Consider the following 23,438-nt stretch of genomic DNA (forward strand, 5'->3'; position numbering starts at 1 on the left):
GGTACGCCCCTGTCCACAGGACAGCATGGCGGAGATCACCGCCGTAGAACCGGAACGGACGTGTGACCTGCGTCAAAGAATTCTGCGGGGTTTTTCGCCGTCGGAAACCCGCAAGGTCGCGCAGTATCGCAGTCACATCGCCGAATTGAGTGGTTTTGCTCGCGCGCGTTGCCCAAGCGATGCCGACTGATGTTGGTCATCGGGTCCTGAGATGCGGGATAATGGCTTGGAAGCAATGTGTTCGATGCCGGTGTCGCGTGTCCAAGTCCCACGCCTGGACCGCGCGTGCCCTCCAGGGCCGTCGGCTTTGACGATGAGCTGGTTTCAGGAAGGGGAACGAGCATGGCGGCCATGAAGCCGCGAACGGGTGATGGCCCGCTCGAGGTGACCAAGGAGGGGCGGGGCATCGTCATGCGCGTTCCGCTCGAAGGCGGCGGTCGGCTCGTCGTCGAGCTGACCCCTGACGAGGCCGACGCGCTCGGCGACGCCCTCAAGAAGGTCGTCGGCTGACGCGGAAGCGACCATACCCCTACAGCCGCCCCGGCATCCAAACGATGCCGGGGTCGCTGTTTTTCCCGGCGCGCGTACGTCCCTCACGTGCCGTTCGCGGCACGGTCAGCGCTTGACCGCGCACAGCAGGCCGTCGCCGACGGGCAGCAGCGAGGGCACCAGTTCCTGGCTCTCGCGCACCGCGCGCAGCAGCTCCCGCAGCCGCAGCACCTCGGTCGGCTGCGGGCCCGAGTCGACCGTGCGGCCGTTGGCGAAGACGCCCTCGAAGACCACCAGACCGCCCGGACGGAGCAGGCGCAACGATTCAGCGAGGTAGTCCATGACCTCCTGCCGGTCGCCGTCGCAGAAGACCAGGTCGTAGCCGGCGTCCGCGAGGCGGGGCAGCACGTCCAGGGCACGGCCCGGGATGAAGCGCGCCCGGTTGCTGGCGAAACCAGAGGCACGGAAGGCCTGACGGGCGAACTGCTGGTGCTCCGGCTCCGGATCGACCGTGGTCAGCACGCCGTCCGGGCGCATGCCGTGCAGGAGATGGATGCCGGAGACGCCGGTGCCGGTGCCGATCTCGGCCACCGCCTTGGCGTCCACCGAGGCCGCCAGCAACCGCAGCGCGGCGCCCGTGCCGGGCGACACCGAGCGCAGCCCCGCCTCACGGGCCCGGTCGCGGGCCCAGCGCAGGACTTCGTCCTCGGCGACGTAGGCGTCGGCGAACGCCCAGCTCGTCTGCCGGTTGCCGGTAATGACCCTCTCCTGTCCCCGTGGTTGCCTGGGCGTGACTGTATCCGTTGGGCCCGGGAACCCGCAGATGGGACCGGGCGTTTACAAGGGTGTGGACGACGGCGGGGGGACACAGTTGGATCACGACGACGGACGGACCGCCGAGCAACTGCAGACGCAGCGGGCCGAGCCGTATCAGCCCAGATCAAATTCTCGTAAAACCGCTTATCCGGTCCTAACGGGCGAGGTGGCTATGGTAGGGGCTCCACTGGACACCACCGGAGATGACAGGGGAGGTGCGGCCGCGCCCAACGGGGATCGGGGTGGAGTGCTGCGGCGCTTCCTCGGATCGGCGGGCAGGCCGAAATCCGTGAACGACACCGCTGCTGACCCCAGCCACGCCGCTGACCAAGCCCAGACCGCGACTTTCTCCACCGACGCGGACGGGCAGGCGTGGACTCCGCCCACGTGGGAGGAGATCGTCAGCATGCACAGCGGCCGGGTGTACCGGCTGGCCTACCGCCTGACCGGCAACCAGCACGACGCCGAGGACCTCACGCAGGAGGTCTTCGTCCGCGTCTTCCGCTCCCTGTCGACGTACACGCCGGGCACCTTCGAGGGCTGGCTGCACCGCATCACCACCAACCTCTTCCTCGACATGGTCCGCCGCAAGCAGCGCATCCGCTTCGACGCGCTCGGCGAGGACGCGGCCGAGCGGCTGCCCAGCCGCGAGTCCAACCCCCAGCAGATCTTCAACGACGCCCACTTCGACGCGGACGTCCAGCAGGCCCTGGACACCCTCGCGCCCGAGTTCCGCGCCGCGGTCGTCCTGTGCGACATCGAAGGACTCTCGTACGAGGAGATCGCCGCGACCCTGGGCGTCAAGCTCGGCACGGTCCGTTCCCGGATCCACCGGGGCCGTTCGCAGCTGCGCAAGGCCCTCGCGCACCGTTCACCCGAGGCCCGGGCGGCCGAGCGCCGCTCCTTCGTGCCCCGGGTGGCCGCTCTGGGAGGAGGGGGCGCGACCGCGTGAGTGGATCACGACCCAACCCGGCGGAACGCCGCCTGGCCGAACAGCATCTGGGAGACCGGCTCTCCGCCCTGGTGGACGGAGAGCTCGGACATGAGACGCGCGAGCGGGTCCTCGCCCACCTGGCCACCTGCGCCAAGTGCAAGGCGGAGGCGGACGCGCAGCGCCGGCTGAAGAACGTCTTCGCGGAGGCGGCCCCGCCGCCCCCGTCCGAGAGCTTCCTGGCCCGACTCCAGGGGCTTCCCGGAGGAGGTGACCCGGACGGCGGTGGCTCGCCGTTCGATGGGGGTGGATTCGCCGGACTGTCCGGACGCCTCCAGGGCCCGGCGACGACCGGGGTCTTCGGCCTGAAGCGCGGTGACCGCTTCGCGTTCGACTACGTCCCCTCGGGGCCGGGGTCGCACGCTCCCGTCCTGCCCGCCTCCGACCCGCGTGACGCCGGCCGGGGATTCCGCATCCACGACGTCAGCCGTCACGAGAACGACCGTCCGGCCTCGCGCGGCATGCGGTTCGCCTTCGTCGCCGCCGGCGCGGTGTCGCTCGCCGCGATCGCGCTGGGCGGTGTCACAACCGGCACGCCGACCGACACCGCCGCGGACGCGCGCGGCGGAACGGGCGCCGGCAGCAACGTGACACCGGCGCGCACGCAGGGTTCGGGAGCCGCGACGGCCCCCGAGAGCCAGCGGCGCCGGGGGGTGGGCCCCCTCCTCACCCAGCAGGGCCAGACCTCGCTCGGTGACACCCCGGTGGCCCCGACAGAGGTGTCCGCCCCGTTGCTGCCGGGAGTACCGCGTCCGGCGGCCGCCGCGCAGACCCTGCACACGCTGACCGCCCCGGTGGTGGCCGGCGCGGCAGTGATGTCCCCGCTGATACGCCCGCTCACCGCGTCCGCGCCGCTCACGCTCACCACGTGGTCGGCGGTCCCCGAGGCGACCCGCCCCGGGCTGCTCGCCGCGCCCGTCCCCGCCCCCGACTCCGCTCCCTCCCCCTCCGCGTCCTCCCGCTGACCCGGCTCCGTGAACCTGGTTGAATCCGGGGTGGACCGCGCCCACGGCAGGCAGCCGGGTGCGGAGTCGAACAACCGCGGCCACCGAGACGAACCGTGCCGCGGTGAGCTGTGGGGAGAGCATGGACGAGGGGAAGCCGACGAAGCCGAAGTGGTGGAACCGCACGGGCCGCCAGGCCTCTGCCGACGCCGACGGCGACTTCGAACTCCAGCGGCCGGCGGTGCCGGGGGCCGACGGCGACTTCGAGCTGCAGCGCCCCCGGGATACGGCCGCCGCCGAGGGAGTTCCGGAGCCGGAAGGACCTGACGCGCCCGGCGTACGGGGCGACGCCGACGCGGCCCGGGCCGCCGAGACACCGGCGGCCGGCCAGGCCCCGGAGGCACCGGCCGCCCCGGCGGCCGACTTCGCTCCCGCGGCGACCGCCGCCCCAGCCCCGCCCGTGGAGCTGCGCAAGCCGCTGCACGACCCCGACCCCTACAGCACCCCGCCGTACGGCGAGCCCGGCCCCTGGGCCCCGGCCCCACCGGTCCAACACCCGGCGACCCCGACGCCGCATGGAGCATCGCCCGCAGCGCCACCCCACGGCGCGGCCACACCGGCCCACGGCACGGCGGCCCCGACGCCGCATGGCGCGGCCACACCGGCCCATGGCGCGGCGCCCCCGGCCCCGCATGGCACGGCGGCCCTGGCCCCGCATGGCGCGGCGGTCCCTGCGCTCCACGGCACGGCGACCCCTGCCGCGGCCCCGCCGGTCCAGCCCCCGGCGGCCACACCGGCCCATGGCGCGGTGCCCCCGGCCCCGCATGGCGCGGCGGTCCCTGCGCTCCACGGCACGGCGACCCCTGCCGCGGCCCCGCCGGTCCAGCCCCCGGCGGCCACACCGGCTCACGGCACGACGACCCCGGCGCCCCATGGCACGGCGGCCCCCGCGCCCCCGGCGGACCCCGGCCCGCAGCCGGTGGCGCCTGGGGCGGACGCCGTGCCTCAAGGGCCGCCCGGCGTGGCCCAGGCGCCGTCGGCCGACCCCTGGCGGAACTACGACCCGTGGGCGCAGCCCCCCACGCCCGGTCCCCTCCAGCAGACCGGTGCCTCGCTCGCCGGCGGGCCGCCGCGGCGGGGGCGGAGGGTCCTGGTGCTCGGGGCCCTGGTCCTCGCCCTCGTGGCCGGAAGCGTCGGCGGGGTCATCGGGGCGTATCTGGAGCGGAACGGCGGCGTCGGTGCCGTAGAGCTGCCGCAGGCCGGGAAGGAGCCCGCCGGGCGGGCGCCGGACAGTGTGGCCGGGATCGCCGCGCGGGCGCTGCCCAGCGTGGTGACCCTGCATGTGACCGGTGCCGAGGAGTCCGGTACCGGAACCGGCTTCGTACTGGACGGTCTCGGGGACATCCTCACCAACAACCACGTCGTCGAGCCCGCCAAGTCCGGCGGCCGGATAACCGTCACCTTCAACAGCGGCGACACCGCCAAGGCCACCGTCGTGGGCCGGGACAGCGGGTACGACCTCGCCGTCGTCAAGGTGAGCGGGGTGCGCGGGCTCAAGCCCATGCCCCTCGGCAACTCCGACAACGTCCAGGTCGGCGACCCCGTCGTGGCCATCGGCGCCCCCTTCGACCTGGCCGGCACGGTCACGTCCGGCATCATCAGCGCCAAGGAGCGGCCCATCACGGCCGGCGGGGACAGCGCCGACGGGACCGACGTGTCGTACGTCGACGCCCTGCAGACCGACGCGCCGATCAACCCCGGAAACTCCGGCGGCCCCCTGCTGGACTCGCGGGCCCGTGTCATCGGCATCAACTCCGCCATCCGGTCCGCCGACGACGGCTCGGACTCCGGCAGCGGGCAGGCCGGTTCGATCGGCCTCGGGTTCGCCATCCCCGTCAACCAGGCCAAGCGCGTCGCCGAAGAGCTCATCAACACCGGCCACGCGACCCACCCCGTCATCGGCGTGACCCTCGACATGAGCTACACCGGGGACGGCGCCCGCGTCGGCACGAAGGCCTCCGGCGGCGGCCCCGCCGTCACCACGGGCGGTCCCGGCGACAAGGCGGGCATCGAACCGGGCGACGTCATCACCGCGGTCGACGGCCAACGCGTCCACTCCGGCGAGGAACTGATCGTCAAGACCCGCGCCCACCGCCCCGGCGACCGCCTGGAAGTGACCCTGCGGCGGGACGGCAAGGAGAAGAGGATCTCCCTGGTGCTCGGTTCCTCCGGCAGCGGCTGATTGACACGAACCTCACAGGTGCGCCCCGCAACCCCCGCCCACAAGGCAAACAACCCCCAAAACCGCACACGCGGCCACATTCCAAGGCCCCGGGACAGTACCGGTCGTACAGGATGGCCGGGTACCGTGGACCCGGCCCGGACCACGGAAGACCGCACAGACCGCGAGGGCCGAGGACCGAGGACATCGCTAGGAGCTTCAGGTGTTCAATGACGTAGGACCGCTCGAGCTGGTCACGCTCGTTGTCCTTGCCGTGCTCGTCTTCGGTCCGGACAAGCTCCCGAAGGTCATCCAGGACGTCATGCGGACGATCCGCAAGATCCGGGAGTTCTCGGAGAGCGCCAAGCAGGACATCCGCTCCGAACTCGGCCCCGAATTCAAGGACTTCGAGTTCGAGGACCTCAACCCCAAGACGTTCATCCGCAAGCAGCTGGACAACGACGACCTGGGGCTCAAGGAGATCCGCAACGGCTTCGACCTGAAGAAGGAGATGGCCGAGGTCACGGAGGCGGTGCAGACCCACGACTCCGACTCCTCCGTGTCGGCGGCGAACGGTTCCCCCGGGGCCTCCGGCGGCCGCGTCGACATGACGAAGAAGCCCGAGGAGGACGACCGTCCGCCCTTCGACGCGGACGCCACCTGAGCCGTGTCGCGGGGGCTTCGAAGCCGTCGTACGTGACGCGTTTCATACTCCGTCCTGCCCTCCGGGGCCTGAACCGGCCTTCCTCGGCGCCCCGCGCGGCGGGCGGTTTCCCGGCTGTCCGGAGCGGGGTGGCTATGCTGCCGAGTTGTTGTGCGGACCGGACGAGTCAGCCCGAAGGGGGGCGGGCCGCTTCGGTCCGACGAGAGCGAGGAGGCGTCCGGGCACATGGAGACGACGAGTCGGGCAGTCGCGCAGGCGCCGGCCGCGGAGGGCGGACAACACGTCCCCTCCGCCCGGCGCACGGTCGACGGCTACCTGCAGGCGCCCTTCCCGTGGTACGGCCTCGACGAGGCCTTCACGGGGCCGCGCTGGCTGATGCAGGTCGGAACGGCGGCCGACGGTGCCGTCGAACACGGGTCGATCGGGCACGGCGACGAGCCCTCGGTCAAGAACGAGGTGGGCAACACCGGTGAGCCGCGGGAGAAGTTCGCGGTCGTGGTGACGGTCGCCGCGAACCCGTCCCGCAGGAGCGCCGACGGCACCGGCCTGCTGGAGGCCACGTCGGTCTCCTCGGCGGCGTGGCTGGCGGGCGTGGGGCTGCTGTCGTTCACGTGGCCCGGCCAGATGGACCACACGCTGCGGGACGACTGGCTGGAGCAGCAGACGGAGACGGCCTGGGCGCTGGCCGACGACCTGGAGGGCCCGGAGTGGTCGACTCTCTCCCTGCCCGTGGACGGCGTGCCCACGCCCTTCCACTACCGGGAGTCCGAGTTCGGCTGGGTGCTCGCCGGGTCCACGCAGGAAGGCGTGCACGTGGGCGCGTACGGCAGGGGCATGAGCGCGTACGGGCTCGGCTTCGCCATGATCAAGGACATCGCGGCGTACGAGTAGCGCCGAGTGGGGAACTGCGGGCCGGAAGCGGCCGGTCGCGCAGTTCCCCGCGCCTCTGGGGCGATGATCTAGAACTTGTTCCTGGGGGTGATCCCCAGGGACATCCCCGAAAGGCCCCTCTGGCGGCCGCCCAGCTTGCCCGCGATGCCCCGCAGTGCGGTGCCCGCCGGGCTGTCGGGGTCGGTCAGGACCACCGGCTTGCCCTCGTCGCCGCCCTCGCGCAGACGGACGTCGATCGGGATGCTGCCCAGCACCGGGACCGTCGCGCCCGTCGTGCGGGTCAGGCCGTCGGCGACCGTCTGCCCGCCGCCCGTGCCGAAGACGTCGACCATCTCGCCGCAGTGCGGGCAGGGCAGCCCGGACATGTTCTCGACCACGCCGACGATCTTCTGGTGGGTCTGGACGGCGATGGAGCCCGCCCGCTCGGCCACCTCGGCGGCCGCCTGCTGCGGGGTCGTCACGACCAGGATCTCGGCGTTCGGGACCAGCTGGGCCACGGAGATCGCGATGTCGCCGGTGCCCGGGGGCAGGTCCAGGAGCAGGACATCCAGGTCGCCCCAGTAGACGTCGGCGAGGAACTGCTGCAGCGCGCGGTGCAGCATCGGGCCGCGCCACACGACCGGCGCGTTGCCCGGCGTGAACATGCCGATGGAGATGACCTTCACGCCGTTCGCGGACGGCGGCATGATCATGTTCTCGACCTGGGTGGGACGGCCGTCCGCGCCCAGCATGCGCGGCACGCTGTGACCGTAGATGTCGGCGTCGACGACACCGACCTTCAGGCCGTCGGCCGCCATGGCCGCCGCCAGGTTCACCGTCACCGACGACTTGCCGACGCCGCCCTTGCCGGACGCGACCGCGTACACGCGGGTCAGCGAACCCGGCTTGGCGAAGGGGACCTCGCGCTCGGCCTGGCCGCCGCGCAGGGCGTTCGCCAGCTCCTTGCGCTGCTCGTCGCTCATCACGTCGAGCGCGACGTCGACGCGGGTGACGCCCTCGACGCGGGAGACCGCCTCGGTCACGCGCTGCGTGATGGTCTCCCGCATGGGGCAGCCGGAAACCGTCAGGTACACGGTGACCGCGACCGCGCCGTCAGCCCCGATCTCCACCGATTTGACCATCCCGAGCTCGGTGATGGGGCGGTTGATCTCGGGGTCGTTCACCGTCGCCAGTGCCTCGCGCACCGCGTCTTCGCTAGCCATAGGAACGATGGTACGGCTCGCTAGCCTCGCCCCGGTAAGCCCGTCACCGGTCTTCTACGTCACGTGCCCGCGACCGTTCCGTCGGGAATACGGCATGTTCGTGGTGCCCGTCCTTGCGGTACTCCAGCTCCTTCATCAGGTCCTGCAGCTCGGAGCGGATCCAGTCGCGGGTCGCGACCTCGCCGAGGCCGATGCGCAGGGCGGCGATCTCCCGGGTCAGGTACTCGGTGTCGGCGATGGAGCGCTCGTTCTGCTTGCGGTCCTGTTCCAGGTTGACCCGGTCGCGGTCGTCCTGCCGGTTCTGCGCGAGCAGGATCAGCGGGGCCGCGTAGGAGGCCTGCAGGGACAGCATCAGGGTCAGGAAGATGAACGGGTAGTTGTCGAAGCGCAGGTCCTTCGGCGCGAAGACGTTCCACGCCACCCACATGATGATGACGACCGTCATCCAGACGATGAACCGCCCGGTGCCCAGGAAGCGCGCGATGCGTTCCGACAGCCGCCCGAAGGCCTCCGGGTCCCACTCGGGCAGCAGCCGGCGGCGCGGCGGGCGCGGCTGGTCCAGCCTCGGCCGCGGGCGGGTGCTCGCCGTGGCGCCCGCCGGGGTCCGCTCACGCGTGCTCTCGCGCTCAGGAGCCATGCGCGGCCACCCCCTCCGCATCCTCGTCGTCCAGGTGGAACTCAGTCTCCCGCCAGTCCTCGGGCAGCATGTGGTCGAGTACGTCGTCCACGGTCACCGCGCCCAGCAGCGACCCGGCCTCGTCCACGACGGGCGCCGCGACCATGTCGTACGTCGCGAAGAACCCGGCGACGACCTGCAGTGGATCGTCCGGGTCCAGCGGCTGCAGGTCGTCGTCGATGATCGAGCTGACCAGGGTGTACGGCGGGTCGCGCAGCAGGCGCTGGAAGTGGACCGTGCCCAGGTACTTGCCGGTGGGGGTCTCGTCCGGCGGGCGGCAGACGTAGACCTGGGCGGCGAGGGCGGGGGAGAGGTCGGCGTTGCGTACCCGGGCGAGGGCGTCGGCGACCGTGGAGTCCGGCCGCAGCACGATCGGCTCGGTGGTCATCAGACCGCCCGCCGTGTGCTCCTCGTACGCCATCAGGCGCCGCATGTCGGCCGCGTCGGCGGGCTGCATCAGGCTCAGCAGCCGCTCCTTGTCCTCCTCCGGCAGTTCGGAGAGCAGGTCGGCCGCGTCGTCGGGGTCCATGGCCTCCAGGACGTCCGCCGCCCGCTCCTCCTTCAGCTTGCCGAGGATCTCGATCTGGTCGTCCTCCGGGAGCTCCTCGAGCACGTCGGCCAGACGGTCGTCGTCGAGGGCCGCGGCGACCTCCGCGCGCCGCTTGGCGGACAGATGGTGCAGCACGTTGGCGAGGTCGGCCGGGCGCAGCTGCTCGAAGGTGGCCAGGAGGCTCTCGGCGCCCTGTCCGTGCTCCTCCAGGGAGAAGCCGGTCACCGCGGACCACTCCACCGTCAGTGCCTCGCCCTTGGCCCGCCGGAAGGCGCCGCCCTTCCTGCCCTTGCGGACGAAGACGCGGTCGACCTCCCAGTCCCGACGGGCCGCCAGGTGATGCACCGACAGATCGAGGACGGTGACCTCCTCGCCGGTCTCCACGAGCGTGACGCGCCGGTCCAGGAGCTCGCCGAACGCGAGGCGCTCGGTGGGCCGTTGCTCGAACCGGCGGACGTTGAGCACACCGGTGGTGATGACCTGTCCGGACTCGATGCCCGTCACCCGGGTCATCGGCAGGAAGATACGGCGCCGGGTGGACAGTTCCACGACGAGACCGAGCACGCGCGGGGGCCGCCGCCCGACGCGCAGCATGACGACCAGATCGCGTACGCGACCCACCTGGTCGCCGCTGGGATCGAAGACGGCGACACCGGAGAGGTGCGAGACGAAGATCCGGGGGGCGCCCGCTGCCATGGCCGCGCCTCCTTTTCTGACGGGTTCTCTTACGGGTGTTTCGGCTTGCGTTTCTTTTCCGCTTTGCCCACTCCGGTGGGCTTCAGGCTAGCCCGTCACGATCGCGGCCGCCCTGGTGGGAGGTCCGGACGGACTGCCTCCGCCCCGGCCCGGGGACCCCCGGTACGCTGCCGTACGCCGCTCACGTCCCACGACCGGAAGGCAGCCCGACCTGTGTCTGTGATCCCCCAGGACCGTATCCGCCGGACCACGCTGCTGAGTGCGATGTGCGCCCTGGTCGTGACGGGCACGGGGTTCCTCACGGGATGCAGCGAGGACCCCGATGCCGGCACCAACGGGGTCGGCAAGCTGTCGGCCGCGCAGATCCAGTCGAGAACCCGGGCGGCCGCCGAGTCGGCGCAGACCGTGCGGCTCTCCGGCACCGTGGTCACCAACGGGCGCACGTACACGCTCGACATGCGCCTCAAGCCCGACGGCGGCACCGGCTCGGTCACCGCCAAGGGCGTCGCCTTCGGGCTGCTGCGGATCGGCGAGAAGCTGTATCTGAAGGCGGGCGCGGGCTTCTGGAACCACGCCGACGGCGGCACGGGCGCCACGAGCGCGGGCAAGCTCGACGGCAAGTACGTGAAGGTGCCGCAGGGCGACCCCTCGTACAAGAGGTTCAGCGGTTTCACGGACAAGGACGTCCTCCTCGAAGGCCTGTTGAACCTGCACGGGTCCCTCGCGACCGACGGTCATCACGAGCAGTCGGGTACCCGCACCATCCGCATCACCGGCGACAAGGGATCCGGCGGCACCCTCGACGTATCCCTGGAGGGCAAGCCGTACCCCCTGCGCCTGCAACGCGCGGGCGGCGCGGGCACGCTGACCTTCTCCTCCTGGAACAAGGACTTCGCGCTCGACGAACCCGACAAGAGCGAAACGGTCGACTACGGCAAGCAGCTGCCGACGTCCTGAACGGCTAGCCGCGCCCGCGTTTCCTCTTGAAGAGCAGGCGGGGAAGTCCCGCGGGCGCCGGCCGGCGCGTGGTGGCGGGGGACGGCAGCGGTGCCTCGGCCAGCGAACCGTCCGGCAGGGGCGCGGGCGTCCCCGCCGGCTCCAGGCGCAGCACCCGGCACTCGCGGGCCCAGCGCTCGGGCATCGCCTCCCCGTCGGGCGCGTTGAGACGCTTGCCCTTCAGTTCGGCGACCGCGGCCTGCCACGCCTCGGACCCGGACGCGAGCTCCACGACCCTCGCCGGCCAGGTCACCAGCCGGCCGCCCTTGTCCTTGCTGCGCACGGTCACCTCGGCCGGGCCGCCGTCGGCCAGTCCGGACAGCGGCTGCTCACCGGGGCCGTCGCCGACCACGCACGCGGCACCCTCGTGCCACACGTGCCACAGCGCGCGGGCGGGCACCCCGGCACCCCGGACCCAGATGAGGCCGGACTTCTTCGTGGCCTCCTCGACGAGGGCCTGGTCGAGCAGCTCGCTTGTCATGGGCCCAGCCTATCCAGGCCGTCTCACAGCCAGCCGTTCCGCTTCAGGCTGCGGTGGATGCCGACGCACAGGGCCACCGTGACGCACAGGACGGTCGGGTAGCCGTAGTGCCAGTGGAGTTCGGGCATGGAGTCGAAGTTCATGCCGTACACCCCGGTCACCATCGTCGGGACGGCGATGATGGCCGCCCACGCGGTGATCTTCCGCATGTCCTCGTTCTGCGCGACCGACGCCTGGGCGAGGTTGGCCTGGAGGATGGAGTTCAGCAGCTCGTCGAAGCTGAAGACCTGCTCCTGGACACGGGCCAGGTGGTCGGCGACGTCCCGGAAGTACTTCTGGATGTCCGGGTCGATCAGCCGCATCGGCCGCTCGCTCAGCAGCTGCATCGGCCGCAGCAGCGGCGACACCGCCCGCTTGAACTCCAGTACCTCGCGCTTGAGCTGGTAGATCCGCGCCGAGTCGACACCGCGCGCGACACCGCCGCGGCCCGGCGAGAAGACCTCGGTCTCCACCTCGTCGATGTCGTCCTGCATGGCGTCGGCGACCGCGAGGTAGCCGTCCACGACATGGTCGGCGATCGCGTGCAGCACCGCCGAGGGGCCCTTGGCCAGCAGCTCGGGGTCGTCCTGGAGGCGGTGGCGCAGCGCGCGCAGCGAGCCCTGGCCGCCGTGCCGGACGGTGATGAAGAAGTCCCGCCCGGTGAAGCACATGACCTCGCCGGTCTCGACGATCTCGCTGGTGGCGGTGAGCTCGTCGTGCTCGACGTAGTGGATGGTCTTGAAGACGGTGAACAGGGAGTCGTCGTACCGCTCCAGCTTGGGCCGCTGGTGGGCCTGGACGGCGTCCTCCACGGCCAGCGGGTGCAGCCCGAACTCGCTTGCGATGCCGGAGAATTCGGACTCGGTCGGCTCGTGCAGCCCGATCCACACGAAGCCCCCGTCGCGCCGCACCGAACGCATCGCCTCGTGCGGGGTCAGCGGCTGCGGGGTCTGCACCCGGGAGCCGTCGCGGTAGACGGCGCAGTCGACGACGGCCGAGGGGGTCGCCGGGTCACGGGTGGTGTCGTAACCGCCGTTGTCCAGGTGCAGCGCGCCCTTGCGCAGCACGGGCCGGGAGGGACGGACCGCGGCGCGGAGGTCACGGATCATCGACATGGCTGGCTCCTTCGTGACAGGCAACGAAAGGGCGCCGACGACGGATGGAACTACCCGGAATGGGGACGTCCTGGGCCGTGGGTGTTTGGCACGTCCACAAAGCGGGGAGCACCGCACCGTCGCGGTGGCGGGTTTCGCTGCTGATTCAGATCGGACAGATCAGGCAAGGCGAGACGAAGTGCTCTTCCGCGTGAGGACGCAGACCTGAAAGGAGGCGGTCAGCCAGAGCCGGACCAGCTACATCAGCGGCGGGAAGAGCGAGTGGTACTGCACGGGTGACTTCGATCCATGACAGCCCCACCTCCTCCGGCCGGTCCCTCGTAAGGGACGATCCACTCCCGCAAGGGAGTTCCACAGTGTCGGGACTCGATGCAAACGCTTCTGCGTGCTGCCCCGACGACCGGGCCAGAGTATCAGCCGCCCAAAGTGTCAAGGCCCTGCTTTGCCCGGTACTGACGAGTTCTATGCTCGCCGCATGGTTGATGTTCTTCCTCTGGTCGAGGCAAGGTTGCGCACCGCCCTGGGCGAACCGGACGCCCGCGCGGCCGTCACGTTCCTCGGCACGGACCGCATCGAGGTGCTCCGTTTCCACGAGGACGGCATCGTCCGCTACGCCACCCTCGGCATGTCCGCGCAGCCGATGAGCGACCCCACCGCGGTGCTCGCCGACCCGGTCAAGGGACCGCGCGCCGAGCTGGTCCTGTCGGTGCGCGCGGGTGTCGCCGACACCGACAAGGCGCTGCGCCCGCTCGCCGTCCTCGCCGCGTCCCCGCAGGTGGAGGGCGTGATCGTGGCTCCGGGGGCCTCGCTGGACGTGGGTGAACCCCTCTGGCCCGGCGCACCGTTCAGCTCCGTCCTGGTCGCCGAGCCCGGCGGCCTGGTCGAGGACCTCGCGCTCGACGAGCCCCTCGACCCCGTCCGTTTCCTGCCGCTGCTGCCCATGACGGCGAACGAGGCGGCCTGGAAGCGCGTGCACGGCGCCCAGGCCCTCCAGGAGCGCTGGCTGACGCACGGGACGGACCTCAGGGACCCGTCCCGGAAGTCCGTCCCGCTGGACTGAACGGCGAGTGAGCAAGCTCACCAACCGACGTCTGCGAAGCGTCAGTTGGCGAACACCGTGACACCGTCCTCGGTGGCGTGCGCGGTCTCCAGCTCCTCGGCGTCGTGCGTGAGCGCCCGGCGTCGTACGACGACGATGAGCGCGCCGACGACCGCCGTCACCGCCGCCACCACGAACGGGACGTGGATGTCGGTCCACTCCTCGATCTTCGGCGCGAAGTAGGGCGCCGCGGCGGCGGCGAACCAGCGCACGAAGTTGTAGCCCGCGCTCGCCACCGGGCGCGGCGCGTCCGACACGCCGAGGGCCAGCTCGGTGTAGACGGTGTTGTTCACGCCGATGAACGCGCCGGACAGGATCGTGCAGACGACGGCGGTGGTGTGGTCGCCGTAGCCGAGGACGAGTACGTCCACGGCCAGCAGCACCAGCGAACCGCCGAGCACCTTCAGGGAGCCGAACCGCTCCTGCAGGCGCGGCGCGACGACCACCGAGAACACGGCCAGCAGCAGACCCCAGGCGAAGAAGACGGCTCCCGACTTGTAGGGGGTCATGTTCAGCACGAACGGCGTGAAGGCCAGCACGGTGAAGAACGTGTAGTTGTAGAAGAACGCGGAGGCGGCGGCGGAGGCGAGCCCTCCATGACCGAGCGCCCTGATCGGGTCGAGGAGCGAGGTCTTGCGGGCCGGCTTCGGCTGCTCCTTCAGGAAGGCCGTGATGCACAGGAAGCCGATCGCCATCAGCGTGGCCGTACCGAAGAACGGGTAGCGCCAGCTGACGTTCCCCAGCACCGCGCCCAGCAGCGGGCCGCAGGCCATGCCGAGGCCCAGGGCGGACTCGTAGAGCAGGATCGCCGCCGCGCTGCCGCCCGCCGCCGCGCCCACGATGACCGCGAGGGCCGTCGAGACGAACAGCGCGTTGCCGAGGCCCCAGCCGGCACGGAAGCCGACGAGTTCGCCGACCGAGCCGGAGGTGCCGGCCAGGCCGGCGAAGACGACGACGAAGGCGAGGCCGAGCAGCAGCGTCCTGCGGCCGCCGATGCGGCTGGAGACGAAGCCGGTCAGCAGCATCGCCACGGCGGTGATCAGGAAGTACGAGGTGAAGAGCAGCGAGACCTGACTCGCGGTGGCGTCGAGGCCCTGGGCGATGGACGGCAGGATCGGGTCCACGAGTCCGATGCCCATGAAGGCGACGACGGACGCGCCGGCCGTCGCCCACACCGCCTTCGGCTGCCGCAGGATGCCGCCGGCTCCCGCGTCGAAGGGGTCAGCCATGCTTCCTCCACTTCCCGTCGAGATAGTTGGTGTTTACACATACTAAGTTAGCCCGGCTAATTAATGCAAGCGGCATCTAGTTTTGGGCGGGGATTGTCGGGAACGGTTCCGTCCGGACGGGTGATCGTCCTTGACGTGGCGGAGCAGTGGTAGGACCGTGGGGCCCTATGAGGGGCGAACCCAGTTGCCCGAAGTGTGGTGGCCGGGTCAGGGCTCCCGGACTCTTCGCCGATTCCTGGCAGTGCGATGCGCACGGCACCGTGCACCCGGTGCAGCCCGTGGTCCCGCCCAGCGTCGAGGCCCTCAGCGTCGTGGTGCACCGCACGCAGGTGCCGGTGTGGATGCCGTGGCCCCTGCCGGTCGGCTGGCTGTTCACGGGTGTGGCCTGCGCGGGCGACGACCGGCACGGCGGCCGGGCCACCGCGGTGGCCTGCTCGGGGCCGGGCCCGCTCGGCGGCATGGGGGAGCTGATCCTCGTCGCCGAGGAGCTGGGGGTCGGACTCGGCGCGCGGTACGCGGGCGTCGACGGACCGGACCCGGGGCCCTACCTGAACGTCGAGAAGCCGTCCGAGGCCAAGGTGCTCGCCGGCGGCCGGCCGACCCCGCTGTGGCTCGTCTCCGGCACCCCCGAGGACCGCGCGGTCTTCGCCGGGGAGGCGCGGGGGATGTGGCTGTGGGCCGTGGTGTGGCCCGAGCAGTCGGGGCTGCTGATGTACGACGAACTGGTGCTGACGGATCTGCGGGACGCGGGGGCCGAGGTCGAGCTCGTTCCCTGCGGCGCGCTCTCACCCAGACTGTTGAAACCCTGAGCGTCGGCTGTAGGGGGCGCACAGTGGATTCGGGTGTGACAGAGGCGTCCGTAAATCCGGTTATCCTTGAGCCTCCCGATCCGTCCCGTCACCGCCTGGAGCCCGCCGCGTGCGCATCGACCTGCACACCCACTCCACGGCCTCCGACGGTACGGACACCCCCGCCGAACTCGTGCGCAACGCCGCCGCGGCCGGGCTGGACGTCGTCGCGCTGACCGACCACGACACCACCCGCGGGCACGTCGAGGCCACCGCCGCGCTGCCCGCGGGCCTCACGCTCGTGACCGGGGCCGAGCTGTCCTGCCGTGTCGACGGCGTCTCCATGCACATGCTCGCCTACCTCTTCGACCCCGAGGAGCCGGCCCTGCTCGCCGAGCGCGAGCTCGTGCGGGACAACCGGGTGCCCCGCGCCCAGGGCATGGTCGCCCGGCTCAACGAGCTCGGCGTGCCGGTCACCTGGGAGCAGGTGCGGCGGATCGCCGGGGACGGGTCGGTCGGACGGCCGCACGTCGCCACCGCCCTCGTCGAACTGGGCGTGGTGGCGACGGTGAGCGACGCGTTCACCCCCGAGTGGCTGGCCGACGGCGGCCGGGCCTTCGTCGAGAAGCACGAGACCGACCCCTTCGAGGCGATCCGGCTGGTCAAGGCCGCGGGCGGGGTCACTGTCTTCGCGCACCCGGGCGCCAGCAAGCGTGGCCGTACCGTGCCCGAGGCGACGATCGCCGAGATGGCCGCCGCCGGACTCGACGGCATCGAGGTCGAGCACATGGACCACGACCCCGACACCCGGGCGCGGCTGCGGGGTCTGGCGCGGGAACTCGGGCTGCTCGTCACCGGGTCCAGCGACTACCACGGCAGCCGCAAGACGTGTGTCCTCGGCGAGTACACGACCGACCCCGAGGTGTACGGCGAGATCACGCGGCGGGCGACCGGGGCGTTCCCCGTTCCCGGGACCGGCGGGGCCTGAGCACCACCCCGCCTCCCCGCTCACCCTCGTCACTCAGCTAGGCCCTCATGTTCGACCTCGCCGTCTTCGGCTCCCTGTTCTTGACCCTTTTCGTCATCATGGATCCCCCCGGGATCACCCCGATCTTCCTCGCCCTGACCGCCGGGCGCCCCGGCAAGGTGCAGAAGCGCATGGCCTTCCAGGCCGTCTGCGTGGCGGGCGGGGTCATCGCCGTCTTCGGGGTCCTCGGCCACCAGATCCTCGACTACCTGCACGTCTCGGTGCCCGCGCTGATGATCGCGGGCGGGCTGCTGCTCCTGCTGATCGCGCTGGACCTGCTCACCGGCAAGACCGACGAACCGAAGCAGACCAAGGACGTCAACGTCGCCCTCGTACCGCTGGGCATGCCACTGCTGGCCGGACCCGGCGCGATCGTGTCCGTCATCCTCGCCGTGCAGAAGGCCGACAGCATGGCCACGCAGGTGTCGGTGTGGTGCGCGATCCTCGCGATCCACGTCGTGCTGTGGCTGGTCATGCGCTACTCGCTGCTGATCATCCGGATCATCAAGGACGGTGGCGTCGTCCTCGTGACACGGCTCGCGGGCATGATGCTGTCCGCCATCGCCGTGCAGCAGATCATCAACGGGGTCACGCAGGTGATCAAGGGCGCCTGAGCCCCGTAAGCGCAAAGCCCCTGTACGGCGTCAGTGCCGTACAGGGGCTTCGAAGCTTCGGCGGTGATCCGCGTCAGTGTCTGTTACAAGGCCGTGGTGTCGGCCGGACGGATCCAGAGTCGCTGCCCGATGGCGGCGGCCTGCTGGACGATTCGGTTGACGGAGGCGGCATCCACGACGGTGCTGTCCACGGGCGTTCCGTCGACCTCGTCGAGTCGCATGATTTCGAAGCGCATGGCCTCTCCCTTCGTCTCGTGGTTCTGATTCAGTCAACGGGCTGCGTGTTACAAACATTCCCTACGCTAAGGAAATTTTTCGAACAGCTAACTACTAGCCGGTAAGGGACCGTCGAGACGGCTGGACGAGACCGACCGGGACCGGTTGTGTTCGCAGCGTGACCGCCGGGACAATGGAGGCGATGAACGACGACCTCGCGGCCCTCAGTGCCCGCATCGACCGCACCAACGAGCTGCTGCAGCGCATGCTCGCCGAGGTGGCGAAGACGCCCTCGACGCATGCGATCTTCGTCGACGCGGGATACCTGTACGCGGCCGCGGGGCGCCTGGTCGCCGGGACGGAGGACCGCCGTGCCTTCGACCTCGACGCCGAGGGCCTGATCGAGGCACTCATCGACCGGGCCCGCACGATCTTCGCGGACAGCCGGCTGCTGCGCGTCTACTGGTACGACGGCGCGAGACGCCGCATCCACACTGCCGAGCAGCAGTCGATCGCCGAGCTCCCCGACGTCAAGGTCCGGCTGGGCAACCTCAACGCCAACAACCAGCAGAAGGGCGTCGACTCACTGATCCGGACCGACCTGGAGTCCCTGGCCCGGCACCGCGCGATCAGCGACGCGGCACTGCTGGGCGGCGACGAGGACCTGGTGTCGGCGGTCGAGGCGGCGCAGGGGTACGGCGCCCGGGTCCACCTGTGGGGCATCGAGGCACCCGAGGGCCGCAACCAGGCCGAGCCCCTGCTCTGGGAGGTCGACAGCCAGCGCACCCTCGACCTCGACTTCTTCAAGCCCTACGTCGCCCGGCGCACCGCCCCCGCCTACGAGGCCGGCACCACCCGGCCGACCCGCGAGAACGTCCGCTTCGTCGGCGCGCAGATCGCCGCGAAGTGGCTGGCGGCCCGGGGGCGGGAATCGCTGGTCGAGCTGCTGCCCGGGCATCCGTACCTGCCGGGCTCGGTGGACCAGGACCTGCTGGTCGAGGCCGAGGGCCTGCTGCAGTACTCGCTGCGCGGGCAGGCGGATCTGCGGCGGGCGCTGCGGGACGGGTTCTGGGACCACCTGCAGACGCAGTACTAGCCGACGCCGCTCCCGCCCTGGGCGGCGCCCGTCCCGTCCCAGAAGTCGGCGAACGCGCGGGCCGTTTCGAGGGGCCTGTCGGTGTTCGGGGAGTGCTCGGCGCCCTCGATGACCGTGCGGTGGGCGCGCAGCCTCTGGGCCATGTCGTCCAGGAGCGGCACGGGCCAGGTGTCGTCGCGCTCTCCCGACAGGACGTGGAAGGGCAGCGGCACGGCGGCGAGTTCCGCCACACGGTCCGGCTCGACGCACAACTGGCGGCCCGTGGCGAGGAGTTGGGCGGGCTTGTTGCCGAGCCAGCGGCGCCGCAGGTCCTCCTGGTCGTCCAGACCGGCGTCGAGCTCGCCGGTGTCGGTCTCCTCGGGCGCCTCCATCGCCTGGATCGCCTCCCACACCTCGGCCATCGACATCACGGCGAGGGCGTCGCGCAGCAGCTTGACCCGCTGCTGCTGGGAGGCGGAGATGTGCCCGGGGCCGGAGGCCATGAGGGTGAGCGAGCGGAAGGGGGAGTGGTCCAGCAGGACGGCCGCCCGGGCGATCTGCCCTCCGAGGGAGTGGCCCACGAGGTGGAGCGGCGTGCCCAGGGCGGCGGCCTGCGCGAGGACGTCCTGCGCCAACTCGCTCTGCGCGTAGGCCGACTCGTCGTGTTCCGGGCCGTCGGACTCGTACTGCCCCCGCCCGTCCACGGCGACGGTCCGGTAGCCGCGGGCCGCGAGGGGCGCCTGCAGGGGGTTGAAGTCCTCCTTGCTTCCGGTGAAGCCGGGAAGCAGCAGAACGGTGCCCTTCTCGGCAACGCCGGCCGCAACGGGCGCATCCACGACGGCGAACTCCCCACGCCCGGTACGCAGGTCATACGCACGGGCACCGGGCGGCGGGGTGAAGGACGGAGGCCTGCTCATAGGGGTGAGGTTATCCGGCCGGGGGGAGGGGGCGGGGAGGCGGGCGGGGTGGGGTGCCGGGTCCGGGTCGCGGGGGTGTGCTGCGTGCCGGGTCCGGGTCGCGGGGTGTGCTGGGCGTGGGGCGGCCGCTCGTGGTGTCGCGGGCTGGGTGTCGCGGTGCGGCGGGAGCGGGCTGCTTGCCCGGCGTGTGTTGGCCGTGGGCTGGGCGCTGGGGGTGTGGCGGCGGGCTGAGTGCCGCGGGGCGGGGGAGCAGGGTGCTTGCCCGGGTGTGCTGGGCGCGGGCTGTGCGCAGGGGTGTGGCGGGCCGGGCGCGGCGGTCCCGGCCGGAGCGGGCTGCTTGCCCGGGTGTGCCGCACGGGTCGGCCGCCGGGGGCTGTGGTGCCCGCGGGGTGGAGACGCCGACGGCCAGGGCGCCCGCGGGGTGGAGACGCCGACGGCCCGGGCCACGTGATGTGGGCCGGGCCGTCGGGTGGGTGAGCGGTCAGCTCTCCGTGGGCTCCGCGGTGGCCGCCACCTTGCGGGTGCGGCGCGTCCTGGGCTTGGCCTCGGCCGCGTCGGCGGGAGCCTCGGCGGACGCCGCGGCCTTCCGCGTGCGCGTCCGGGGCTTGGGCTCCGGTTCCTCGGAGGCCTGGGCCGGGATCTCGGCCGCGACGGCCTTCTTGCGGGTGCGGCGCGGCTTGGCCTCGGCGGCCTCCGCCGTGTCGACGGCGGTCTCCGCGGCGGCCGCGGCCTTGCGGGTGCGCGTGCGCGGCTTGGCCTCGGCGGCCTCGGGCGCCGTGCCGGCCTCGACCGACTCGGCGGCCTTGCGCGTACGCCGACGGGGCGCGGCCTCGGCGGTCTCGGCCGGAGCCTCGGCCGCCACGGCCTTCCTGCGGGTGCGCGGCTTGGTCTCCACGCCCTCCGTCTCGAGCGCCGTCTCCGCGGTCGCCGCCGCCTTGCGCGTACGGGTACGCGGCTTGGCCTCGGCGCCTTCCGCCGTGTCGACGGCCGCCACCGCGGCCTTACGGGCGCGGGTGCGCGGCTTGGCGTCCGGCTCGTCGGCGGCCTGCGCCGGGATCTCGGCCGAGACCTCGGCCACGGCGGCCTTCTTGCGCGTACGGGTACGCGGCTTGGCCTCGACGGCCTCCGCCGTGTCGACGGCGGTCTCCGCGGCGGCCGCAGCCTTGCGGGTGCGCGTGCGCGGCTTGGCCTCCACGGCCTCCGCCGTGTCGACCGGAGCCTCCACCGCAGCCGCCGTCTTGCGCGTGCGGGTACGCGGCTTCGGCTCCGTGGCCTCGGCGGTGTCCGCGAGCGGCTCGGCGGCCGTGGCCTTCTTGCGGGTGCGGCGCGGCTTGGCCTCGACGGCTTCCGCCGTGTCGACGGCGGTCTCCGCGGCGGCCGCCGCCTTGCGCGTACGGGTGCGCGGCTTGGCGTCGGCGGCCTCCGCCGTCTCTGCGACCGTCTCCGTGCTCGCCGCGGCCTTGCGGGTACGGCGGCGCGCGGTGGTCTGCGTCGCCTCCGGGGCCGACTCGGTCGCCGGAGCCCCCTCGGCCGTGTCCAGCGCGGTCTCCGCGGCTGCCGTCGCCTTGCGCGTACGACGACGCGGCTTGGCCTCCGACGCCTCGGGCTCCGCGACCGCCGGGGCCGGGGTCTCGGCGACGGTCGTCTCCGCCGAAACCACCGTCGGCTCCGCGGACTTGCGGGTGCGGCGGCGGCGCGGCTTCGCCGCGCTCTCCGCAGCGCCGTCCAAGGTGGGGCCCTCGGCGGTCTCCACGGCGGACTCGGCGGCCGTCGCGGCCTGCGTGGGCGTGGTCTCCGGAGCCGTCGCCGTGGCGGTCAGCGGCTCCTGGGACGCCCCGCTGCGGGTGCGGCGACGTCGGCGCGGGGTACGGGTACCCGTGGCCTCCTCGGGCGCGGTGACCTCGGCCGGGGCCGTCGTCTCCGACGTGACCGCGTCGTCCGTCAGCGCCCCGCCGCGCGTACGACGGCGCCGTCGCGGCGTACGCGCCGGACGCTCACGGTCGGCGGAGTGGGACTCGCCCCGGCCGCCCCGGTCGCCACCCCGGCCACCGCGACCGCGCGCACCGCGGCCGCCGGTCTCACCCAGGTCCTCGAGCTCCTCCGCGTCGAGACCCGCGCGCGTGCGCTCGGCACGCGGCAGGACACCCTTGGTGCCGGCGGGGATGCTCAGCTCCTCGTAGAGGTGCGGGGAGGTGGAGTACGTCTCCGGCGGGTCGTTGAAGTTCAGCTCCAGCGCCTTGTTGATCAGCTGCCAGCGCGGGATGTCGTCCCAGTCGACCAGCGTGATCGCCGTGCCCTTCGCACCCGCGCGGCCCGTACGGCCGATGCGGTGCAGGTACGTCTTCTCCTCTTCCGGCGACTGGTAGTTGATGACGTGCGTCACGCCCTCGACGTCGATGCCGCGCGCGGCGACGTCGGTGCAGACGAGGACGTCCACCTTGCCGTTGCGGAAGGCGCGCAGCGCCTGCTCACGGGCGCCCTGTCCGAGGTCGCCGTGGACCGCTCCGGCGGCGAAGCCGCGCTGCTTGAGCTGGTCGGCGAGGTCGGCCGCGGTGCGCTTCGTACGGCAGAAGACCATGGCCAGGCCCCGGCCCTCGGCCTGCAGGATGCGCGCGACCATCTCGGGCTTGTCCATGTTGTGCGCGCGGTAGACGAACTGCGCGGTGTTCGCGACCGTCTTGCCCTCGTCGTCCGGCGCGGTGGCGCGGATGTGCGTGGGCTGCGACATGTAGCGGCGCGCGAGACCGATGACCGCGCCCGGCATGGTCGCCGAGAACAGCATGGTCTGGCGGCGGGCCGGCAGCAGGTTGATGATCTTCTCGACGTCGGGCAGGAAGCCCAGGTCGAGCATCTCGTCGGCCTCGTCGAGGACGAGCGCCTTGATGTGGCTGAGGTTGAGCTTCTTCTGGCCCGCGAGGTCCAGCAGCCGGCCCGGGGTGCCGACGACCACGTCGACGCCCTGCTTCAGGGCCTCGACCTGGGGCTCGTAGGCCCGGCCGCCGTAGATGGCGAGAACGCGTACGTTGCGCACCTTGCCCGCGGTCAGCAGGTCGTTGGTGACCTGCGTGCACAGCTCGCGCGTGGGGACGACGACGAGGGCCTGCGGGGTGTCGGTGAGGTCCTCGGGCTTCGCGCGGCCCGCCTCCACGTCCGCGGGGACGGTGACGCGCTCGAGGAGCGGGAGGCCGAAGCCCAGCGTCTTGCCGGTGCCGGTCTTGGCCTGGCCGATGACGTCCGTGCCGGAGAGGGCGACGGGGAGGGTCATCTCCTGGATGGGGAAGGGGTTGATGATGCCGACGGCCTCGAGGGCCTCGGCGGTCTCGGGAAGGATTCCGAGATCTCTGAACGTCGTAGTCAGGGTGCTGCCTCTTCTGTGTGCGCGGTGCGAGGCGAGCGCGGGGGTCTTGACGGACCGTGCCGGGGACGTCGGCTGCCTTACGGGATGGCCGTAGGGCACGGGACCACTGCCGACGCTCTAGCGCTCGTACCGCTGAGGGTGTCCCTCCGGAGGCCGTACGCGATGTGCCGTACGGTTGGGAGGTCTGTCGGGTCGGAGCCGATCGGGCCACCGACCGGGCATCCTCATACGTGCGGCCTGTCGAGTCCTCGGCAGGCGCATTACCACTGTACCCCGGAATCGCGCACATGCGATGGCCGATTTGGTCACGTAGCCGTCATCACACTGATTGACCAGGGCCTTCC

General features: G+C 71.9%; 23 protein-coding genes. 13 read left to right on the top strand and 10 right to left on the bottom strand.

Features of this window, described 5'->3' with window-relative positions:
* Window positions 1-25 precede the first annotated feature (25 nt).
* Together FBY22_RS43815 and FBY22_RS02735 are read left to right on the top strand one after the other, a co-directional pair.
* Window positions 26-190, top strand: coding sequence for a hypothetical protein (locus FBY22_RS43815; RefSeq protein WP_160159853.1), 165 nt, complete (start codon window positions 26-28; stop codon window positions 188-190).
* Window positions 191-342: 152 nt separating this feature from the next.
* The gene (locus FBY22_RS02735) at window positions 343-510 is read left to right on the top strand and encodes a DUF3117 domain-containing protein (protein WP_003966491.1); all 168 of its coding nucleotides are present in this window, start codon (window positions 343-345) and stop codon (window positions 508-510) included.
* A gap of 105 nt (window positions 511-615) precedes the next feature.
* On the opposite strand, the gene FBY22_RS02740 is transcribed toward FBY22_RS02735, so the two are convergent.
* On the bottom strand, window positions 616-1,314 hold the full coding sequence (locus FBY22_RS02740) for an O-methyltransferase (protein ID WP_313905430.1): 699 nt from the start codon (window positions 1,312-1,314) through the stop codon (window positions 616-618).
* A 238-nt stretch (window positions 1,315-1,552) separates the two neighbouring features.
* Between FBY22_RS02740 and sigE the strand changes: the two genes are divergently transcribed.
* The 5 genes from sigE to FBY22_RS02765 all read left to right on the top strand — a co-directional run bounded on the left by sigE (window position 1,553) and on the right by FBY22_RS02765 (window position 7,016).
* Window positions 1,553-2,257, top strand: a complete 705-nt coding sequence (sigE, locus tag FBY22_RS02745; RefSeq protein ID WP_142142300.1) for an RNA polymerase sigma factor SigE — start codon at window positions 1,553-1,555, stop codon at window positions 2,255-2,257.
* A complete protein-coding gene (locus FBY22_RS02750; protein ID WP_142142301.1) occupies window positions 2,254-3,261 on the top strand; it encodes an anti-sigma factor in 1,008 nt (335 codons plus the stop codon). Before sigE ends, FBY22_RS02750 begins: the two co-directional genes overlap by 4 nt.
* Before the next feature lie 121 nt (window positions 3,262-3,382).
* The gene (locus FBY22_RS02755) at window positions 3,383-5,482 is read left to right on the top strand and encodes a trypsin-like peptidase domain-containing protein (protein WP_142142302.1); all 2,100 of its coding nucleotides are present in this window, start codon (window positions 3,383-3,385) and stop codon (window positions 5,480-5,482) included.
* A 202-nt stretch (window positions 5,483-5,684) separates the two neighbouring features.
* Window positions 5,685-6,125: a sec-independent translocase gene (locus tag FBY22_RS02760; protein WP_142142303.1), complete on the top strand. Its 441-nt coding sequence runs from the start codon at window positions 5,685-5,687 to the stop codon at window positions 6,123-6,125.
* Window positions 6,126-6,350: 225 nt separating this feature from the next.
* Entirely contained in the window at window positions 6,351-7,016 is a 666-nt protein-coding gene (locus tag FBY22_RS02765; RefSeq protein WP_174267070.1) for a hypothetical protein, read from the top strand.
* 68 nt (window positions 7,017-7,084) lie between these two features.
* Here FBY22_RS02765 and FBY22_RS02770 read toward each other — a convergent pair whose 3' ends face one another.
* The 3 genes from FBY22_RS02770 to FBY22_RS02780 are packed head-to-tail and all read right to left on the bottom strand — an operon-like array spanning window position 7,085 to window position 10,140.
* Window positions 7,085-8,218, bottom strand: coding sequence for an Mrp/NBP35 family ATP-binding protein (locus FBY22_RS02770; protein WP_142142305.1), 1,134 nt, complete (start codon window positions 8,216-8,218; stop codon window positions 7,085-7,087).
* 43 nt (window positions 8,219-8,261) lie between these two features.
* Window positions 8,262-8,855, bottom strand: a complete 594-nt coding sequence (locus FBY22_RS02775; RefSeq protein ID WP_142142306.1) for a DUF1003 domain-containing protein — start codon at window positions 8,853-8,855, stop codon at window positions 8,262-8,264.
* Entirely contained in the window at window positions 8,845-10,140 is a 1,296-nt protein-coding gene (locus tag FBY22_RS02780; protein ID WP_142142307.1) for a magnesium transporter MgtE N-terminal domain-containing protein, read from the bottom strand. The genes FBY22_RS02775 and FBY22_RS02780 overlap by 11 nt, the downstream gene beginning before the upstream one ends.
* A gap of 213 nt (window positions 10,141-10,353) precedes the next feature.
* Between FBY22_RS02780 and FBY22_RS02785 the strand changes: the two genes are divergently transcribed.
* Window positions 10,354-11,097 (top strand): hypothetical protein, encoded by a 744-nt coding sequence (locus FBY22_RS02785; RefSeq protein WP_142142308.1) that lies wholly within the window; start codon window positions 10,354-10,356, stop codon window positions 11,095-11,097.
* A 4-nt stretch (window positions 11,098-11,101) separates the two neighbouring features.
* Here the strand turns inward: FBY22_RS02785 and FBY22_RS02790 are convergent, their stop codons facing one another.
* The gene (locus tag FBY22_RS02790; RefSeq protein WP_142142309.1) at window positions 11,102-11,617 is read right to left on the bottom strand and encodes a hypothetical protein; all 516 of its coding nucleotides are present in this window, start codon (window positions 11,615-11,617) and stop codon (window positions 11,102-11,104) included.
* A 23-nt stretch (window positions 11,618-11,640) separates the two neighbouring features.
* Window positions 11,641-12,771: a magnesium and cobalt transport protein CorA gene (locus tag FBY22_RS02795; protein ID WP_142142310.1), complete on the bottom strand. Its 1,131-nt coding sequence runs from the start codon at window positions 12,769-12,771 to the stop codon at window positions 11,641-11,643.
* A gap of 475 nt (window positions 12,772-13,246) precedes the next feature.
* Between FBY22_RS02795 and FBY22_RS02800 the strand changes: the two genes are divergently transcribed.
* Window positions 13,247-13,831 carry a suppressor of fused domain protein gene (locus tag FBY22_RS02800; RefSeq protein ID WP_142142311.1) on the top strand — a complete coding sequence of 195 codons (585 nt, stop codon included), beginning with the start codon at window positions 13,247-13,249 and terminating at the stop codon, window positions 13,829-13,831.
* 41 nt (window positions 13,832-13,872) lie between these two features.
* Here FBY22_RS02800 and FBY22_RS02805 read toward each other — a convergent pair whose 3' ends face one another.
* Window positions 13,873-15,099 carry an MFS transporter gene (locus tag FBY22_RS02805; protein WP_142142312.1) on the bottom strand — a complete coding sequence of 409 codons (1,227 nt, stop codon included), beginning with the start codon at window positions 15,097-15,099 and terminating at the stop codon, window positions 13,873-13,875.
* Between the two features lie 167 nt (window positions 15,100-15,266).
* On the opposite strand from FBY22_RS02805, the gene FBY22_RS02810 reads away from it, so the two are divergent.
* The 3 genes from FBY22_RS02810 to FBY22_RS02820 all read left to right on the top strand — a co-directional run bounded on the left by FBY22_RS02810 (window position 15,267) and on the right by FBY22_RS02820 (window position 17,528).
* Complete coding sequence (locus tag FBY22_RS02810) at window positions 15,267-15,908, top strand: DUF6758 family protein (RefSeq protein WP_142142313.1); 642 nt, start codon at window positions 15,267-15,269, stop codon at window positions 15,906-15,908.
* A 109-nt stretch (window positions 15,909-16,017) separates the two neighbouring features.
* Window positions 16,018-16,875, top strand: coding sequence for a PHP domain-containing protein (locus tag FBY22_RS02815; protein ID WP_142142314.1), 858 nt, complete (start codon window positions 16,018-16,020; stop codon window positions 16,873-16,875).
* 47 nt (window positions 16,876-16,922) lie between these two features.
* Complete coding sequence (locus FBY22_RS02820) at window positions 16,923-17,528, top strand: MarC family protein (RefSeq protein ID WP_142142315.1); 606 nt, start codon at window positions 16,923-16,925, stop codon at window positions 17,526-17,528.
* A gap of 83 nt (window positions 17,529-17,611) precedes the next feature.
* Here the strand turns inward: FBY22_RS02820 and FBY22_RS02825 are convergent, their stop codons facing one another.
* Window positions 17,612-17,764: a hypothetical protein gene (locus tag FBY22_RS02825; RefSeq protein ID WP_142142316.1), complete on the bottom strand. Its 153-nt coding sequence runs from the start codon at window positions 17,762-17,764 to the stop codon at window positions 17,612-17,614.
* 182 nt (window positions 17,765-17,946) lie between these two features.
* On the opposite strand from FBY22_RS02825, the gene FBY22_RS02830 reads away from it, so the two are divergent.
* Window positions 17,947-18,840, top strand: a complete 894-nt coding sequence (locus FBY22_RS02830) for an NYN domain-containing protein (RefSeq protein ID WP_174267071.1) — start codon at window positions 17,947-17,949, stop codon at window positions 18,838-18,840.
* Here FBY22_RS02830 and FBY22_RS02835 read toward each other — a convergent pair.
* Window positions 18,837-19,736, bottom strand: coding sequence for an alpha/beta fold hydrolase (locus FBY22_RS02835; RefSeq protein WP_142142317.1), 900 nt, complete (start codon window positions 19,734-19,736; stop codon window positions 18,837-18,839). The two genes, FBY22_RS02830 and FBY22_RS02835, sit on opposite strands and share 4 nt — an antisense overlap.
* Before the next feature lie 481 nt (window positions 19,737-20,217).
* Window positions 20,218-23,001, bottom strand: coding sequence for a DEAD/DEAH box helicase (locus FBY22_RS02840; protein WP_142142318.1), 2,784 nt, complete (start codon window positions 22,999-23,001; stop codon window positions 20,218-20,220).
* Window positions 23,002-23,438 lie beyond the last annotated feature (437 nt).

Source organism: Streptomyces sp. SLBN-31 (assembly GCF_006715395.1).
Lineage (GTDB): Bacteria > Actinomycetota > Actinomycetes > Streptomycetales > Streptomycetaceae > Streptomyces.